14 protein-coding genes, 1 tRNA gene and 1 pseudogene are annotated in these 15,512 nt (G+C 71.7%); 7 read left to right on the top strand and 9 right to left on the bottom strand.

Annotation, left to right across the window (positions count from 1 at the left end):
• Positions 1-36 precede the first annotated feature (36 nt).
• Positions 37-107: transfer RNA gene (locus GEV43_RS13450), tRNA-Gly, on the bottom strand.
• Positions 108-217: 110 nt separating this feature from the next.
• Between GEV43_RS13450 and dcd the strand changes: the two genes are divergently transcribed.
• From dcd to GEV43_RS13425, 5 genes are all read left to right on the top strand, one after another.
• Positions 218-793, top strand: a complete 576-nt coding sequence (dcd, locus tag GEV43_RS13445; protein ID WP_160820990.1) for a dCTP deaminase — start codon at positions 218-220, stop codon at positions 791-793.
• 200 nt (positions 794-993) lie between these two features.
• On the top strand, positions 994-2,262 hold the full coding sequence (locus GEV43_RS13440) for a glycine betaine/L-proline ABC transporter ATP-binding protein (protein ID WP_160820989.1): 1,269 nt from the start codon (positions 994-996) through the stop codon (positions 2,260-2,262).
• Complete coding sequence (locus tag GEV43_RS13435) at positions 2,252-3,211, top strand: ABC transporter permease subunit (RefSeq protein ID WP_160820988.1); 960 nt, start codon at positions 2,252-2,254, stop codon at positions 3,209-3,211. Before GEV43_RS13440 ends, GEV43_RS13435 begins: the two co-directional genes overlap by 11 nt.
• 216 nt (positions 3,212-3,427) lie before the next feature.
• Positions 3,428-4,312: a glycine betaine ABC transporter substrate-binding protein gene (locus tag GEV43_RS13430; RefSeq protein ID WP_160820987.1), complete on the top strand. Its 885-nt coding sequence runs from the start codon at positions 3,428-3,430 to the stop codon at positions 4,310-4,312.
• Between the two features lie 223 nt (positions 4,313-4,535).
• The gene (locus GEV43_RS13425; RefSeq protein ID WP_160820986.1) at positions 4,536-5,345 is read left to right on the top strand and encodes an SAM-dependent methyltransferase; all 810 of its coding nucleotides are present in this window, start codon (positions 4,536-4,538) and stop codon (positions 5,343-5,345) included.
• Positions 5,346-5,390: 45 nt separating this feature from the next.
• Here GEV43_RS13425 and GEV43_RS56060 read toward each other — a convergent pair whose 3' ends face one another.
• The 6 genes and pseudogenes from GEV43_RS56060 to GEV43_RS13400 all read right to left on the bottom strand — a co-directional run bounded on the left by GEV43_RS56060 (position 5,391) and on the right by GEV43_RS13400 (position 11,104).
• On the bottom strand, positions 5,391-5,813 hold the full coding sequence (locus tag GEV43_RS56060; protein WP_375539090.1) for a ZIP family metal transporter: 423 nt from the start codon (positions 5,811-5,813) through the stop codon (positions 5,391-5,393).
• A gap of 102 nt (positions 5,814-5,915) precedes the next feature.
• Positions 5,916-6,115, bottom strand: a pseudogene (locus tag GEV43_RS56055) (permease); the annotation flags it as partial.
• A 441-nt stretch (positions 6,116-6,556) separates the two neighbouring features.
• A complete protein-coding gene (locus GEV43_RS13415) occupies positions 6,557-8,710 on the bottom strand; it encodes a (Fe-S)-binding protein (RefSeq protein ID WP_160820985.1) in 2,154 nt (717 codons plus the stop codon).
• 249 nt (positions 8,711-8,959) lie between these two features.
• Positions 8,960-9,265, bottom strand: coding sequence for a hypothetical protein (locus GEV43_RS13410; protein WP_160820984.1), 306 nt, complete (start codon positions 9,263-9,265; stop codon positions 8,960-8,962).
• The gene (locus GEV43_RS13405; protein ID WP_160820983.1) at positions 9,262-9,825 is read right to left on the bottom strand and encodes a hypothetical protein; all 564 of its coding nucleotides are present in this window, start codon (positions 9,823-9,825) and stop codon (positions 9,262-9,264) included. The genes GEV43_RS13410 and GEV43_RS13405 overlap by 4 nt, the downstream gene beginning before the upstream one ends.
• A 64-nt stretch (positions 9,826-9,889) precedes the next feature.
• Positions 9,890-11,104, bottom strand: coding sequence for an acetyl-CoA C-acetyltransferase (locus tag GEV43_RS13400; RefSeq protein ID WP_160820982.1), 1,215 nt, complete (start codon positions 11,102-11,104; stop codon positions 9,890-9,892).
• A 102-nt stretch (positions 11,105-11,206) separates the two neighbouring features.
• Here GEV43_RS13400 and GEV43_RS13395 point away from each other — a divergent pair, with 102 nt between their 5' ends.
• The gene (locus GEV43_RS13395) at positions 11,207-12,742 is read left to right on the top strand and encodes a 3-hydroxyacyl-CoA dehydrogenase (RefSeq protein WP_241682883.1); all 1,536 of its coding nucleotides are present in this window, start codon (positions 11,207-11,209) and stop codon (positions 12,740-12,742) included.
• Here the strand turns inward: GEV43_RS13395 and GEV43_RS13390 are convergent, their stop codons facing one another.
• Positions 12,743-14,248, bottom strand: coding sequence for an MFS transporter (locus GEV43_RS13390; RefSeq protein ID WP_160820980.1), 1,506 nt, complete (start codon positions 14,246-14,248; stop codon positions 12,743-12,745).
• Positions 14,249-14,368: 120 nt separating this feature from the next.
• On the opposite strand from GEV43_RS13390, the gene GEV43_RS13385 reads away from it, so the two are divergent.
• Positions 14,369-15,106 carry a TetR/AcrR family transcriptional regulator gene (locus tag GEV43_RS13385; protein ID WP_160820979.1) on the top strand — a complete coding sequence of 246 codons (738 nt, stop codon included), beginning with the start codon at positions 14,369-14,371 and terminating at the stop codon, positions 15,104-15,106.
• 37 nt (positions 15,107-15,143) lie between these two features.
• Here the strand turns inward: GEV43_RS13385 and GEV43_RS13380 are convergent, their stop codons facing one another.
• The gene (locus GEV43_RS13380; protein ID WP_160820978.1) at positions 15,144-15,293 is read right to left on the bottom strand and encodes a hypothetical protein; all 150 of its coding nucleotides are present in this window, start codon (positions 15,291-15,293) and stop codon (positions 15,144-15,146) included.
• Between the last annotated feature and the right edge of the window lie 219 nt (positions 15,294-15,512).

The following is a 15,512-nucleotide window of genomic DNA, read 5'->3' as shown; positions in this document are numbered from 1 at the left end:
CGGGGATCATGTCCCTGGCCTGGGCCTTTGGTGCGGAGCGGGTGACGGGAATCGAACCCGCGCTGTCAGCTTGGGAAGCTGAAGTTCTACCATTGAACTACACCCGCGTGGGCGGTGGGTGGCCGCCGCTGCTCGGATATCGTACCGGAAAGCGGGGGGCGGTGAGACGGGGGTCGCTGGGCGCGTGGTGGGGGGTGGGGGCGGTAGCTTTTCTGACGTGCTGCTCTCCGATCGCGACATCAAGACCGAGCTCGACTCCGGGCGGGTGAGGATCGACCCGTACGAGCCGGCGATGGTCCAGCCGTCCAGTGTGGACGTGAGGCTGGACCGGTACTTCCGGGTCTTCGAGAACCACAAGTACCCGCACATCGACCCGGCGGTCGAGCAGAGGGATCTGACGCGGGTGGTGGAGGTGGACGCCGAGGAGGCGTTCGTGCTGCATCCGGGTGAGTTCGTGCTGGCCTCGACGTACGAGGTGTTCGGGCTGCCGGACGATCTGGCGGCGCGGCTGGAGGGGAAGAGCTCGCTCGGGCGGCTCGGGCTGCTGACGCACTCGACGGCCGGGTGGATCGATCCGGGGTTCAACGGTCACGTGACGCTGGAGCTGTCGAACGTGGCGACGCTGCCGATCAAGCTGTGGCCCGGCATGAAGATCGGGCAGATGTGCCTGTTTCGGACGAGCTCCCCGGCGGAGTACCCGTACGGGTCCGAACGGTACGGGTCGCGGTACCAGGACCAGCGGGGGCCCACGCCGTCGCGGTCCTATCTCAACTTCCACCGTACGAAAGTGTGACGCAGATCACCAAAAGATGAAACATCTTCTCAGGACGGGTAGTTTCGGTCGACGCATAGCGTTGGCGTCCGGTTGACAGATTGTTCGCCTGAGATCGGACGCCGTGCACGGATAAGCGCGCTCAGAAGTTTCCGCGCGCCCCCGGGACCCGCCGGGGGTGGCATCCGCTGGGGGTGCCCGTGGAAACACGAAAGGAGATCGTGTCCATACTCCGCGCGGAAAGCGTCACCAAGCTGTTCGGCCGTAAGACGGCCGAAGCGCAACGAAAACTCAAGGCCGGTGCCGATCTGGAGGAGATCCGCGCCCTCGGCGTCACCCCCGCCGTGGTGGACGCGAGCTTCGAGGTCGAGCAGGGTGAGATCTTCGTGGTCATGGGGCTTTCGGGCTCCGGGAAGTCCACTTTGATCCGTACGTTGAACGGCCTGCTGGAGGTGACGTCGGGCACCGTCGAGATCGACGGGCAGGACGTCGCCAAGCTGCCGCCGAAGGCGCTGCGCGCCTTGCGGCAGAACAAGGTCAGCATGGTCTTCCAGCACTTCGCCCTCTTTCCCCATCGCACCGTGCTGGCCAACGCCGCATACGGCCTGGAGGTCCGCGGTGTCGCCAAGGAGGAACGAGAGAACAAGGCCCGTGAGTTCCTGAGTCTGGTCGGCCTCGAAGGCTGGGAGGACAAGGTACCGGGGCAGTTGTCGGGCGGTATGCAGCAGCGCGTCGGGCTCGCGAGGGCGCTCGCCGCGGGCACCGACATCATTTTGATGGACGAGGCGTTCAGCGCCCTCGACCCGCTGATCAGGCGCGAGGTCCAGGACCTGCTGCTGGAGCTCCAGCGGCGGCTGAACCGCACGATCGTGTTCATCACCCACGACCTGAACGAGGCCATGCGCATCGGCGACCGCATCGCCGTCATGCGGGACGGGCGGATCGTGCAGATCGGCACCGCCGAGGAGATCCTCACGGACCCGGCGAACGACTACGTCGCGCAGTTCGTGGCGGACGTGGACCGTACCAGAGTGCTGACGGCGGCGTCGGTGATGGAGAAGCCGCTGGTCACGGTGCCGGCGGGCACCGGACCCCGGACGGCCCTGCGCACGATGCGCGAGCACCAGACCAGCGCGGCGTTCGTGGTGGACCGGGATCGCAGGCTGCTCGGCAAGGTGACCGCCGCGGTGGTCGCCGACGCCGTGAACGACGGCGTGCAGTCGCTGGACGGGCTGATCGACCCCGAGGGACCGGAGCCGGTGACGCCGGACACCCCCGTGGCCGATCTGTTCGCCCGGAGCGCCGAGAGCGATCTGCCGGTCCCGGTCGCCGAGGAGGACGGGCCGCTGCTCGGCGTGATCCCCCGGGTCACGCTGCTGGCCGCGCTCGGCGCGATCAACGCCCATGTGGGCGAGCTGCTGGAAGACCCGTCGGCGGTCGACGCCCCGCCGCTCGAACTGACGAAGGAGGGCAGCGCCGTTGACGACTGAGGTGGTGGCCGCGGGCCGGATCCCGATCGGCGACTGGTTCTCCGACCTGGTCGACTGGGCGACCGAGAACCTGGGCCCGCTCTTCGACGCGATCACCTCCGCGGTCCAGTCGACCGTGGACTGGCTGGCGGACGTGCTGAACGCGCCCCACCCGTTCGTGATGATCGCGATCTTCGTGGTGATCGCGCTGCTGCTGAGCGGCTGGAAGCTCGCGGTGTTCGCGCTGCTCGGCTTCGGGCTGATCGACAACATCGAGCTGTGGGAACCGACCATGGAGACCCTCGCGATGGTCCTGGTCGCGGGCGTGGTGGCGGTGGTGCTGTCGATCCCGATCGGGATCGCGGCGGCGCGCAGCGAGGTGGTCAGCCGGATCGTGCGCCCCGTCCTCGACCTGATGCAGACGATGCCCGCGTTCGTGTACCTGATCCCGGCGGTGTTCTTCTTCGGGGTCGGCGTGGTGCCGGGCGTGGTGGCGACGATCATCTTCTCGCTCCCCCCGGGCGTCCGGCTCACCGAGCTCGGCATCCGCGGCGTGGACAAGGAGATGGTGGAGGCCGGCGAGGCGTTCGGCACCCCGCCCGGCCGGATCCTGACCCGGATCCAGATCCCGCTCGCCATGCCGACGATCATGGCGGGGGTCAACCAGCTCATCATGCTGTCGCTGTCGATGGTGGTGATCGCGAGCATGGCCGGCGCGGAGGCGCTCGGCGGCGAGGTGCTGGAGGGCATCCAGCGGGTGGACGTGCCGAAGGGCTTCGAGGGCGGCGTCGCCGTCGTCATCCTGGCGATCTTCCTGGACCGGCTGACGGGCTCGTTCGGCAACGGCAGCCCGTCGGGATTCCAGCAGGTGAAGAGCCTGTTCTCCGGGTCCGGCGCGACGCGGACGGCGGGCAGGCCCGCCGTCGACGCGCAGCCCGCCGACAAGACTCCCGTCAAGACCGGGGGCTGACGGCCCGCCCGGCCCAGCGCGAACGCGCCGATCCGCCACGAGGGAATCGGCGCCGTGCCGTTCCGGAGGCGGCGTTCCGAACGAACGGCGCCATCCGAACGGTTTAGAGAAATCGGTGCGCTCGGCCTCTCCCGGGTCGTTCCCCGCGGCGCGCCGGGCCCATTCGTGGCCCGGCCCGCCGAATTCACGCAAGACAAGGAAGGAACGTACGCGAGCATGCGCATGTCTGTGAAAACGGTGGCCGTCGCCGCCGTGACCCTGTCGCTCGGCCTTTCCGCAGCGGCCTGCGGCAGCGGCGACGACGACAAGAAGGGCAGCAAGAAGCTCACCATCGGCGTGGTCTCCGGCTGGGCCGAGGGCGAGGCCGCCACCGCCCTGTGGAAGAAGCTGCTGACCGACAAGGGCTACACGGTCGACGTGAAGACCCTCGACACCGGCCCGCTCTACACCGGCATGGCCCGGGGCGACGTGGACCTGTTCCTGGACTCGTGGCTGCCCGGCACCCACGAGGACTACTGGAAGCAGTACGGCAAGAAGCTGGAGAAGATCGGCGTCTGGTACGACAAGGCGCCGCTGACCATCGCGGTCCCTAACTACTCGCCGCTGAAGACGCTGGACGACCTCAAGGGCAAGGGCTCCCAGTACGGCGGCAAGATCATCGGCATCGAGAAGAGCTCCGGCCTCTACCGGGTCTCCAGCGAGAAGATGATCCCCGCGTACGGCCTGAAGGGCGAGTTCGAGGTCACCACGTCCTCGACGCCGGCGATGCTCACCGAGCTGAAGAAGGCGACCGACGCCAAGAAGGACATCATCGTCACCCTGTGGCGCCCGCACTGGGCCTACAGCAAGTTCCCGATCCGGGACCTCCAGGACCCGAAGGGCGCGATGGGCCAGCCGGACGGCGTCAACACCGTCGCGCGCAAGGGCTTCAGCGACGACCAGCCGGACGTCGCGGGCTGGCTGAAGAAGTTCAAGATGGACGACCAGCACCTCGGGTCGCTGGAGGACCTGATGGAGAACAAGTACAAGGGCAAGCCCGAGCAGGCCGTCGACGAGTGGCTGAAGGCCAACGGGGACTGGGCCAAGCAGCTCACCGGCTGATCCCGCGTCCCCCCGCTCCCGGTCGGCAGGCCGGGACCGTTCCCGCCACGTCCCTGGAAGCCTGCGGGCCTCCCGGGCCGTTCCGGAGAACGCGCAGGCGCCAGAGGGCCGTCCGCCCGCCGGACGGCCCTCTGCCCTTGTCCGGCCCCCGAACGGGCGGCCGCGCTGCGCCGATGCCCGCCCGGGCGCGGGACGGCGGAGGCCGGGGCGGCATCATGGGGGGATGAGCAGGGATGCGAGGACGCCCGACGGGGTCCCGACCGACGTGGCCCACAACGCGCGGGTGTGGAACCACTGGCTGGGCGGCAAGGACAACTATCCGTCCGACCGCGAGGTGGGCGACCGCGTCTTCTCGATGTATCCGAGCATCGTGCACGTCGCGCGGGCCGACCGCGCGTTCCTCGGACGGGCCGTGCGGTTCCTCGCCGGTGAGGCCGGGATGCGGCAGTTCCTCGACATCGGGACGGGGCTGCCGACGGCCGACAACACGCACGAGGTCGCGCAGCGCCGCGCGCCGGACGCCCGGATCGTGTACGTCGACAACGATCCGCTGGTGCTCGTCCAGGCGCGCCGGCTGCTGACCAGCACGCCGCAGGGCGCGACCGACTACGTCGAGGCGGACGCGCACGACCCGCACGCGATCATCGACGCCGCGGCCCGGACGCTGGACTTCGACCGGCCCGTAGCGGTCATGCTGCTCGGCATCCTGAACTTCATCATGGACACCGGCGAGGCGCGGTCCATCGTCGACCGCCTCGTGGCCGCGGTGCCGTCCGGCAGCTACCTGGCGCTCACCCATCCGACGCTGGAGCTCGGCGGGGAGGGCAACCTGGAGGCGATGGAGTTCTGGAACGCCAACGCCAAGCCGCCGATCCGGGCCCGTACGGGTGAGGAGATCGCCGGGTTCCTGACGGGCGTCGAGCTCGTCGAGCCCGGCCTGGTGTCGTGCTCGCGCTGGCGTCCTGAGACGTCGCGGTCCGGCGAGGCGCCCCCGATCGTGGCGCAGTACGGCGCCGTCGGCCGCAAGCCCTGAGCCGCGCCCGCGCCGCCCATGCCCGGGGCGCGGCGCCGGGGCGGGTCAGTCGGCGAAGCCGATGCCGAACAGGACGACCAGGAGGCCGAGGCCGGTCGCGCAGAGGGTGAGGACCCGGGGGTGGCGGCTGTGGGCCTCGGGGAGGATCTCGGCGGCGGCCAGGTAGAGCAGCACGCCGCCGAACAGCCCGAGGTACGGCCCGAGGACCGACTTCGGGACGGTGACCAGCAGCGTCACGGCGGCGCCGGCGATCGGCGCGAGGGCGTCGGCGACCAGCAGGACCAGCGCGGGACGCCGGTCGTCGCGGTGCAGCGAGGCGGCGGTGAAGGTGTTGAAGCCGTCCGCGAAGTCGTGCGTGACGACGGCGAGGGCGACGAACGCGCCGACGCTCGTGCCGCTCTGGAAGCCGAGGCCGATGCTGAGCCCGTCGATGAAGCTGTGCCCGACGAGGGCGCACGCGGCGAGGATGCCGACCTGGCCGCCGCCGTGCGAGTGCGCCTCGCGGGTCTCGCGGTTCCGTCCGACGGGCGGGCCGTACGCGTGCGCGTGGGGGCGTACTCGTGCTCGTGCGCCCGGTGGATCGCGACGGCCTGCTCCACCACGTGCAGCAGCACGAACCCGCAGGCGAACGCGATCATCGGTGCGGGCACGCCGAGCAGGTCCGCGTGCGACATCTCCAGCGACTCGGGGATCAGGTCGAACGCGACGACGCCGAGCATCAGCCCGCCCGCGAGGCCGAGGACCAGATGCCGGTGGTCGCGGATCCGCATCGCCGCGAGCCCGCCGAGCAACGTCATGAGGAACGCCAGGAGCGACACGAGCACGGCCATATCCCGGTCCTACCAGGCGAATACGACGCCTTCCCCCACCGGCGCGCCACGAACGGCTACAGAACCCTTGACGGAACGGCGCCGCTGGGCGGTACGGGGTTGAGGCGCGGGCGTCCCGTTCCGGACACCACCCCAGGGTCGGAACGGAACGCCCGCGGGCAGATGCGGCACTCCCGCGCGAGGGCGGGAACGCCGAGATGTGGATCACAGTAGGGCCGCCGGATGGGGCGCGGGCCCGCTTCCGCAACGGTCGGGTAACGATCCCCTTACCGCGCGCGGCCCCCGGCGCGACGGGCGTCGCACCGGGGGCCTCGAAGCGGAACGGACGGCCGCCGATCGCGTCGGCGGACGGCTCCGGGCGGACGGCTCCGGGCGGCCGGGTTACTCGGCGGCCACCGGCTCCTTCTCCGCCGGGGCGGCGCCGTCGCCCTTGATGGAGCGGATGAGGAGCTGGGAGACGTCGACGACCTCCAGGCTCTCCTTGGCGTCGCCGGAGTTCTTCTTCTCGTTGATGGCGTCGCCGAGCATCACCAGGCAGAACGGGCAGGCGGTGGAGACGGTGTCGGGGTTGGTCTCCAGAGCCTCGTCAACGCGCTCGGTGTTGATGCGCTTGCCGATGCGCTCTTCCATCCACATCCGCGCGCCGCCGGCGCCGCAGCAGAACCCGCGGTCCTTGTGGCGGTGCATCTCCTGGGTCTTGACGCCCGGGACGGTGGCCATGATGTCGCGGGGCTGCTTGTAGACCTTGTTGTGGCGGCCCAGGAAGCAGGGGTCGTGGTAGGTGATGTTCTCCTCGATCGGGGTGACCGGGGTGAGCCTGCCCTCCTCGACCAGGTGGGCCAGGAGCTGGGTGTGGTGGACGACCTCGTAGTTCCCGCCGAGCTGGGGGTACTCGTTGGCCAGGGTGTTGAAGCAGTGCGGGCAGGTCGCGACGATCTTCTTGACGCCCGCCTCGTTGAGGGTCTCGACGTTCTGCTGGCCGAGCATCTGGAAGACGAACTCCATGCCGAGGCGGCGGGCCGGGTCGCCGGTGCACGCCTCCATCGGGCCCATCACCGCGAACTTCACCCCGGCGATGTGCAGCAGTTCGGCGACGGCCTTGGTGGTCTTCTTGGCCCGGTCCTCCAGGGCGCCGGCGCAGCCGACCCAGAACAGGTACTCGGTGTCCTCGGAGACCTTCTCGTCGACGACCTCGACCTCGAAGTCGAGCTCCTCGATCCACTCCAGGCGCTTCATCTCGGACATCCCCCAGGGGTTGCCCTTGTTCTCCAGGTTCTTCAGCATGACGCCGGCCTCGGAGGGGAACGAGGACTCGATCATGACCTGGAAGCGGCGCATGTCCAGGATGTGGTCGATGTGCTCGATGTCGACCGGGCACTGCTCGACGCACGCGCCGCAGTTGGTGCACGACCACAGCACGTCGGGGTGGATCACCCCGTCCTCGCCGACGAGGTCCTTGTCGACCTGCATCGCGGTCTTCTGCTCGTCGGTGAACTTCTCGCGCTCCTCCTCGGAGGCGAGCATGTAGGGGGCCTTGGCGAACGCGTGGTCGCGCAGCTCCAGGATCACCATCTTGGGCGACAGCGGCTTGCCGGTGTTCCAGGCCGGGCACTGGGACTGGCAGCGACCGCACTCGGTGCAGGTCGCCATGTCCAGGAAGCCCTTCCAGGTGAAGTCCTCGATCTTGCCGCGGCCGAAGGTGTCCTCGTCCGGGTCGGCCTCCTCGAAGTCCAGCGGCTTGCCGTTCGACATCATCGGCTGCGCGGCGCCGAGGCCGTCGGGGCGGCGCTTGAACATCACGTTGAGCGGGGCGATGAAGATGTGCAGGTGCTTGGAGTTGACCACGATGACCAGGAACACCAGCGCCACGCCGATGTGCAGCAGCAGGCCGATCGACTCCAGCACTTCGAGGGTGTCGTGGTCGATGCCCTTGAACAGCTGCCCGACGAGGTAGGAGAAGTAGGCGCCCTTGCCGTAGTCGAGGTTGCCGCTGGCCCACTCGACGCCGCGGAAGAAGAACATCGTCCAGATCACGTTGAAGATCATGATCAGGATGACCCAGGCGCCGCCGGTGTGCGAGCCCTTGAACCGCGAGGCGCGGTCGAGCCGCGCCGGGGAGTTCTTCCACCGGATGGTCGCGAAGACCAGCAGCCCGAGCGCGCACGCCAGGGCGATCGTGTCCTGGACGAACCCGATCGGCCCCCAGGTCTGCAACCCCGGGATGTGCTTGTCGAGGCCGAACAGCAGCGCGACCGCCGCCTCCAGGTACACGGTGATCAGCAGGATGAACGCCCACATCACCGCGAAGTGCGCCATCCCCGCGACGGTCCACTTCAGCAGCTTGCGCTGCCCCATGACCTCGACGACCTGGCCCTCGATGTCGGCCTTCGGGTCACGCTTGACCTGTAGCACCCGCTCGGGGTCGGGCTGCCCGGCCTGCGACAGCTTCCACAGGAACAGCACGCGCCGGCCGGCCAGGGCCAACGCGACGGCCGTCCCCACGACCCCGATGATCAACGTGGTGAGCCAGAGCACTGTTCCGTCCTCCTGAGGTACGGGCGATGGCAGTCAGCGTAGGGCTCGCGACAGACTGCGCTTCATCCGGGTCCCGAATACTACTCGGTAGTAGCTTAGCGGCCCAATCGCACGCGCGACTTCGCCTTATATACGCGCCGGACTCCTCCCCGGCAACCCCCGAGACCTGCGCGTCCTTCTCCGCCGAGCCGTCCGGGAACCGCGCGGGACGTCCGTCCGGGGGCGTCCCGGGCCTCAGCGCCGCGGGCCTCAGCGTCGCGGGTCGCGGAAGACCTCCTCCAGGAGTTCGGGCGCGGGAGGCGGGTAGGTGAGGAGTTGCTCGTCGGCGGTGATGTAGCCGCGCGCCCGGTGGGCCGTACGGCTCGCGGGCGTGTCGGGGACCACGTCGATGCCGAGCCGCCCGTCGATCAGCGCGTCGGGACGGTCCAGCGCGGCGCACTCGCCCCGGGCGACGCCCGCGTCCTCCAGGGTGCGGCGGACGATGTCGGCGTGGAAGTACGCGGCGCGCAGCCACGGATGCCGGCGGGCCGCCTCGGTTCTCAGCGCGGCGATCACAGGCAGTTCCAGACCAGCAGCATCCGCCCGTCCCGGACGGCGTCCGGCAGCATCCGGCGCAGCCCGGCGAGCCACGCCGCGACGGCCTCCACCGGCACCCCGTCGATCTCGGCCTGCGCCGTCCAGTCCTTGGCGAGCCCCTCCAGGCGGTCGTCGGGCACGGCGGGGAGCAGGCGGACGACCCGTTCGCTGAGGACGGCGACGACCGGCCCGGCGTACAGGTCGGGGCCGCCGTCCGGACCCGGCGCGGGAGCGGGCGCCGGACGGGCCGCGTCGTCGAGGGCGCGGTCCGCCGGGACGCCCGACAGCAGCATGTCCAGGACGGCGAGCGCGGCCGGGTCCAGGTCGCGGCCCTTGAGGGTGGGGTAGCCGTAGCCGCCCGGCGCGGGGAAGCCGGCCCTGCGGTAGGCGGCGAGGCCCCGGGCTCGGCGGCGAACACGTCGGTGATCATTAAGGGTCTCCTCGTCCGGGCGGCCCCCCGGGCTCCGCGATCCCGTCTCGCTGCGACCGCCCCCCGGCGACCCGGAGTCCGCCCCTGGAAGCGCGAACCTCGCCGACACCCTAGATCGTCCCCCGCGCCCCGGGCGACCCCTGAGTCAGGGGACGCGAGTCAGGACGCGCGGGTCACGACACGCGTTCGAAGACGGCGGCGAGGCCCTGGCCGCCCCCGATGCACATCGTCTCCAGGCCGTACCGGACCTCGCGGCGGTCCATCTCGCGGGCGAGCGTGGCGAGGATGCGGGCGCCGGTGGCCCCGACCGGGTGGCCGAGGGAGATGCCCGAGCCGTTCACGTTGAGGCGGTCGGAGTCGCCGGCGTCCTTGAGGCCCCATTCGGCGGTGACGGCGAGGACCTGCGCGGCGAACGCCTCGTTCAGCTCGATGAGGCCGATGTCGTCCAGGGACAGGCCCGCCGCGGCCAGGGCCTTCGCGGTCGCCGGGACGGGGCCGATCCCCATCGTGCGCGGCGGGACGCCCGCGTGCGCCCAGGAGACGAGGCGGACGAGGGGGCGCAGGCCGAGTTCGGCCGCGCGTTCGGGGCTGGTGACGACGCACGCGGCGGCGGCGTCGTTCTGGCCGCTGGCGTTGCCCGCCGTGACGGTCGCCCGGTCGTCGCTCGTCGCGAGGACGGGACGGAGCTTCGCGAGCGTTTCGAGAGACGTGTCAGGGCGCGGGTGCTCATCGGTGTCGACCACCGTCTCGCCCTTACGCGAACGGACCGTGACGGGCACGATCTCGTCGGCGAAACGGCCTTCGCGCTGGGCCGCCACCGCGCGCGCGTGGGAACGGACCGCCAGCTCGTCCTGCGCCGTACGGGAGATGCCGTACTCCCGGCGCAGATTCTCGGCGGTCTCCAGCATTCCGCCCGGCACGGGGTAGTGGGCCCCTCCGGCGGTGACGCGGCCGCGGGCGAGCGCGTCGTGGAGTTCGAGGTTGGGGCCGCGGACCCCCCAGCGGGCCTCGGTCGTGTAGAACGGCGCGTTGCTCATGCTCTCCGTGCCGCCCGCGATCACCACCTCGCTGACGCCCGTCGCGACCTGCATCGCGGCGTTCAGGACGGCCTGGAGGCCCGAACCGCAGCGGCGGTCCACCTGGGCGCCGCCGACCTGGACGGGCAGGCCCGCGTCCAGCGCGGCGACGCGGCCGATGGCGGGGGCGTCGGAGCTCGGGTTGCACTGGCCGAGGACCACCTCGTCCACCGCGTCGCCGGGCAGGCCGGTGCGCGCGACCAGCTCCCTGATCACGGTGGCCGCCAGCGCGGCCGGGGACACGGTCTTCAGCGCCCCGCCGAACCGGCCGATCGGGGTCCGCAGCGGCTCGCAGATCACCGCTTCGCGCATGGTGGGCTCCTCGTCGAGACGGGTGACTCCCTCGCAGCGTACGCAGTGGCGTGCGAGCCCCTGCGCGGGCCCTTCCGTCCGGCGGGCGGTTAGATGTGGGGCATGCAGCGACGGGTGAGGGTGATCGGCGCAGGGGTGATGGGGCGCGGCATCGCGCAGCTCATGGCGGCGGGCGGCTGGACGGTCGAGCTCGCCGACGTGCGGCCGGAGGCGGTGGCGGACGCGGTGGTACGGGTCGGCGCGATGTTCGACCGGCTCGCGGCCAAGGGGCGGATGACCGCGGCGGACGCGGCGGCGGCCAAGGAACGGCTCGTCCCGGTCGGCGAGCCGCTGACGCCCGTCCAGGACGCGGAGCTGGTGGTCGAGGCCGTACGGGAGGACCTCGGCGTCAAGCGGGAGCTGTTCGCGGCGCTGGAACGGGCCGTCCCGGAGCACACGGTCCTGGCGACCAACACCAGCTCCCTGTCGGTGACCGCGATCGGGGCCGCGCTGGACGATCCGGGCCGCCTGGTGGGGCTGCACTTCTTCAACCCCGTTCCGCTGATGAAGCTGGTCGAGGTCGTCCCGGGCGCCCGTACGCCCGAGTCCGTCACCCGCGCGATGGTCGAGCTGGTGCGGGACCTCGGGCACCATCCGGTGATCGCCGCCGACGCGCCGGGGTTCCTGGTCAACCACGCCGGGCGCGGGCTGGTGACCGAGGCGCTGAGGATCCTTGAGGACCGCGTCGCCGAGCCGGTGGACGTGGACCGGATCGCGCGCGACGTGCTCGGGCTGAAGATGGGTCCGTTCGAGCTGCTCGACCTGACGGGGCTGGACGTCTCGCATCACGTTCTGGAGACCATCTGGGAGGGGTTCCACAGCGAGCCCCGGCTACGGCCGTCGCACCTCACACGCGCGCGCGTGGACGCGGGGCTTTTCGGCCGGAAAACGGGCGTCGGCTTCTATCCGTACGTGGACGGGGTAAAGCAGGAGCCCGCCGAGCTGTCGCCGCCGGCGGACGCCGCGCCGCGCCCGTTCTGGATCAGCGACACCGAGGCGGGCGTCCGCGAGGGGCTGTCGGCGCTGCTGTCCACGAACGGCGCGACGGTCGAGACGGGCGACGAGCCGTCCGGCGAGGCGGTGTGCCTCGTCGCCCCGTACGGGACGAGCGCGCTGGACGCCGCCCGCGCCGAGGGCCTTCCCGTCGCGCGCACGCTCGGGATCGACCCGTTCGGCGGCTTCTTCACCCGGCTCACGCTCGCCGTGCATCCCGGCCTGGACCCGGCGGCCGGGCGTTCCGCCGTCGCCGCGCTCGCCGCGACCGGGCGCGCGATCTCGGTCGTCCGGGACGCGCCCGCTTCCGTGGCGCAACGGCTCCTGGCGTCCATCGTCAACGTCGGGTGCGGCATCGCCGAGCAGCGCATCGCCGGGCCCGAGGACATCGACACGGCCGTACGGCTCGGGCTCGGCTACCCGCGCGGGCCGCTGGAGTGGGGCGAGCACGCGGGCTCCGGCCTCGTCCTGCGCGTCCTGCGGGACCTGCACGCCGCGACCGGCGACCCCCGCTACCGCCCCAGCCGCTGGCTCACCGAACGCGCCGCGCTCGGCCTGCCCCTGAACGAGACCGGAACCACCCCGTCAGACCTCCTCGCGCCCTGATCACTTCCGGAGGGCGGGCTCCGGCCGGACGGCGGGCGTGGTCCGGCGCGGACGCAGGACGAGCGCCGCGAAGGCGGCGGCGGCCAGCGTGCCGACGGCGGCGGTGAGCGCGCCCGTCGACAGCCCGTGGACGAACGCCTCGCGCGCGGCCCGCGAGAGGGCCGGGTCGCCGAACGCCAGGGCCTCACCGAGGGAATGGCGGGCGGCGGCGGGCGCGTCGCCTGGCAGGGACCGGGCGTACGCGGCGGAGACGATGCTCCCGAGGCCCGCGACGCCGAGGGCCGTGCCGAGCTCCTGCCCCGCGTCGTTCACGGCGGACCCGACCCCGGCCTCCTCGCGGGGGACGGCTCCCATCAGCGTGCTGTACGCGGGCGGCGAACCCATGCCCGCGCCGAACCCGAACACCACGAGCCCCGCGAGGACGGCGAGGTAGCCGTCGCCCGGCTCGACCAGGCCGATGAGCCCGAACCCGGCCGCGACGGTGACGAACCCGGCGACGAGCGCGCGGCGCGCGCCGAGCCGCGCTTCGAGGGACGCGCCGAGGCCGTTGCCCGTGCCCGCCGCGACGGCGACGGGCAGCAGCGCGAGCCCGGCCCGCAGCGGCCCGTACCCGAGGACGAGCTGGAGCCACTGGGTCAGCGCGAAGAGGGTTCCGGCGAGCGCGAACCCGAACGCGGCGATCATGATCGCGGCGCCGGTGAACTCGGGCCGGCGCAGCAGCCGCAGGTCGAGCATCGGCTCGGGGTTGCGGTGCTGCCACAGCGCGAACCCGGCGAGCGCCGCCGCGCCCGCGGCGAGGCCGCCGAGGGTGCGCGCGCCCGTCCAGCCGTGCTCGGGCCCGGAGATGATCGCCAGCACCAGGGCCGCCATGCCGACCGTGGACAGCAGGGCGCCGGGCACGTCGGGACGGCGGCGCGGCCCGCGCGTCTCCGGTACGAGGACGAGCAGGCCGACCACGGCGGCGACCGCGATCGGCACGTTCACCAGGAAGACCGAGCCCCACCAGAAGTGCTCCAGCAGCAGCCCGCCGAGGGTCGGGCCCGCGGCGACGCCGACCATGGACGTGCCGCCCCAGATGGCGAACGCCTTCGCGCGCTCGTCCTCGCCGAACACCTGGGCCATGATCGAGAGCGTTCCGGGCATGAGGAACGCGCCGCCGACGCCCATCAGCGCGCGCAGCGCGACGAGCTGGCCCGGCCCGTCCGCGAACGCCGCGAGCGCGGACCCGGTCCCGAACAGCGCGAACCCGATGACCATGGCGCGCCGCCGCCCGTACCGGTCGCCGAGGCTCCCGGCGGTGAGCAGCAGCCCGGCGAAGACCAGCGAGTACGCGTCGATCACCCACTGCACGTCGGACGTCGTGGCGTCCAGCTCCTCGATCAGCGAGGGGACCGCGACGTTCAGGATCGTGTTGTCCACGACGACCACGAACAGGCTCAGGCACAGCACCCCGAGGATCCGCCATCGGCGCGGGTGCGGCTCGGACGTCGGCGGCTGCGGTGGCATGGGACCCTCCTCGTACGGTGTTCGAGCTCGCCCGCACACTGTACGAGTCTACTGGCACAGTGTTCAAGTGCCGGTACCCTGTACGAGGACCGGGCGGGAACCGGGCGAGAGGAGAACGGCATGGCGAGGCCGGAGCGCGAGACCGGGGCGAGGCCGGCCCCCATGTCGGTGTGGATCCGCCCCGAGCGGGCCAGGCGCGACCAGCCGACCCTCACCCGCGACCAGATCGTCGACGCGGCCCTCGCACTCCTCGACGCCGAGGGCCTGGACGGCCTCAGCATGCGCCGCCTCGGCACCCGCCTGAACTCCGGCGCCACCTCGGTGTACTGGCACGTGGCCAACAAGGACGAGCTGCTCGAACTCGCGCTGGACCGCGTCATGGCCGAGGTGACCGTCCCCGCGCCGGAGGAGGGCGGGTGGCGGGCCGCCGCGGCCGGCTACGCCCGCAGCCTGCGCGCGATGATCCACCGCCATCCGTGGACGGTGACGCTCTTCGGCAGCCGTCCCATGATCGGACCGCACGCGACCCGCGTCCTGGACGAGGTGCTCACCGCGTTCGGCGCGGCGGGCTTCACGGGCTTCGACCTGGAGTACGCCTGGTCGCTGGTCGTGGACTACGTGATCGGCGCGGCGGGCAGCGAGTCGAGCTGGGCGGCCCACCAGACCGAGGCGACCCCGCAGGACTGGATCGCCAACCTCGGCCCGTACCTCGACGACGTCGGCGCCCGCTACCCGCGCCTCGCCGCGCACATCCGCGAGGTGTGGCGGAACGAGACCGGCGAGGTCCTGGAGGGCCGCTTCGCGTTCGGCCTGGAGAGCGTCCTCGACGGCATCGAGGCCCGCCGCCCGCACCGCTGAGGCGGGCCGAGGCGGGCGGGCCTCGGGGCCTGGTGCGTCAGTCGCGGAACGGCAGTCGCGCCGGAGGCTTCGGCTTGGCGTCGGTCCATCCAGCGCGGGCCCCGTCGTAGCGGTCGCCGACGCGGAACGCCTCCAGGAACGTCTGGGACGCGATGTCGGACGCGTGGCGCGGACGGCGGTCACACACCTATCACCCGGTCCGCGCCTTCGCTTTCACAGGCGGTCGCGCGTGCGGGGTGCGTGCGGGGGCGGAGTACGGGCAGGTCCCCCGGTGGGAGGACGGCGTGCGCGGGGCCCTCCTCCGGCAGGGCGATTCCGACCCTGAGAGGCGCCCGGCGGGGAACCGGAATAGTCCGCTCAATCGTCCTGTTGGAGAGGACGGCAGCAAAGTTGAGTCGGGTAGGCT

It is taken from the genome of Actinomadura sp. J1-007 (assembly GCF_009793335.1).
Classification (GTDB): Bacteria; Actinomycetota; Actinomycetes; order Streptosporangiales; family Streptosporangiaceae; genus Spirillospora; species Spirillospora yumaensis.
The sequence above is the reverse complement of the archived record's forward strand: the minus strand, read 5'-3'. Positions and strand labels throughout refer to the sequence as shown.

Coding starts and splice junctions, on each gene's coding strand:
- GEV43_RS13430 (WP_160820987.1), top strand. CDS start 3,428: ATGCGCATGTCTGTGAAAACGGTGGCCGTCGCCGCCGTGACCCTGTCG.
- GEV43_RS13425 (WP_160820986.1), top strand. CDS start 4,536: ATGAGCAGGGATGCGAGGACGCCCGACGGGGTCCCGACCGACGTGGCC.
- GEV43_RS13400 (WP_160820982.1), bottom strand. CDS start 11,104: ATGCGCGAAGCGGTGATCTGCGAGCCGCTGCGGACCCCGATCGGCCGG.
- GEV43_RS13395 (WP_241682883.1), top strand. CDS start 11,207: ATGCAGCGACGGGTGAGGGTGATCGGCGCAGGGGTGATGGGGCGCGGC.
- GEV43_RS13390 (WP_160820980.1), bottom strand. CDS start 14,248: ATGCCACCGCAGCCGCCGACGTCCGAGCCGCACCCGCGCCGATGGCGG.
- GEV43_RS13385 (WP_160820979.1), top strand. CDS start 14,369: ATGGCGAGGCCGGAGCGCGAGACCGGGGCGAGGCCGGCCCCCATGTCG.